This window comes from Desulfobotulus pelophilus (assembly GCF_026155325.1).
In the GTDB taxonomy this organism is placed as follows: Bacteria; Desulfobacterota; Desulfobacteria; order Desulfobacterales; family ASO4-4; genus Desulfobotulus; species Desulfobotulus pelophilus.
In genome coordinates this window covers 1-764 of record NZ_JAPFPW010000075.1, presented here as the reverse complement: position 1 = coordinate 764, position 764 = coordinate 1, and the positions used below count along the sequence as shown (strand labels likewise).

Annotated in this window: 2 protein-coding genes; both read left to right on the top strand. The window is 61.5% G+C overall.

The window, feature by feature from the left end; genetic code table 11:
- Positions 1-364: hypothetical protein (locus tag OOT00_RS16090; protein WP_265426441.1), on the top strand; the 364-nt coding region annotated here is incomplete at its 5' end.
- Positions 361-744 (top strand): DUF2190 family protein, encoded by a 384-nt coding sequence (locus OOT00_RS16085; RefSeq protein ID WP_265426440.1) that lies wholly within the window; start codon positions 361-363, stop codon positions 742-744. The genes OOT00_RS16090 and OOT00_RS16085, both read left to right, overlap by 4 nt.
- Positions 745-764: the final 20 nt, after the last annotated feature.

Genomic DNA, 764 nt, shown 5'->3' with positions numbered 1-764 from the left:
AGCAGGCGGAGCCAGTGCCCATGGCGGACAGAGTAACCCAGCAGGAAATCAGGCCAACGGACAGGGAGGACAGGCCAATGCCCAGACTCCCGCCCCTGCGGGGCAAACTGCAATGACAGGCCCCACCGCTGCGGACATTCTGGCGGCTTTGCAGGCGGCGACCCCTCCCGGTGTTTCGGCGGGTGGACAGCCTGCGGGTGCAGCGGCGCTTCCCGGTGGCGGCCCGGATTTTCTGGCTCTGGTGGAAGGTCATATGGCAGCCAAGGCCTGCTCCCGCGGGGAAGCCATGCGGGAGATGCAGGCCAAGTACCCGGAAGCCCATAAATCCTACATCCTTGGTCTTCAGAAAGGCGGTGCCGCATGAGCTACGTTCTCGGGCCAAGATCCTACGAAGTGGGAACCGGCGGTGTGGAATCTTTCCGGATTGTGCAGTTGGACGGGGAAAAGGTGATTCTGAACAGCGCAGCCGGAACGCCCATCGGCTTTGCCACCACCTATGCGGCGGAGGGGGAACGGGTTTCTGTGCAGCACCTTGGGGTGGACGGCACCTGGGAGCTGGAAACCGCCGGAGCCGTTAGCGCATTGGATTTGGTTTTTGCGGCAGATGAGGGGCGGATTCAGATTCTTCCTTCGGAAGCGGGGACCTACAGAAAGATCGGCATTGCCCTGAAATCGGCCGCCTCCGCAGGGGAGATCATTGAGGTGCTGCCCTATGATTTCCATGCCACCGTGACCGTTACCTAAAAGGGGTCAGACCCCTTTTT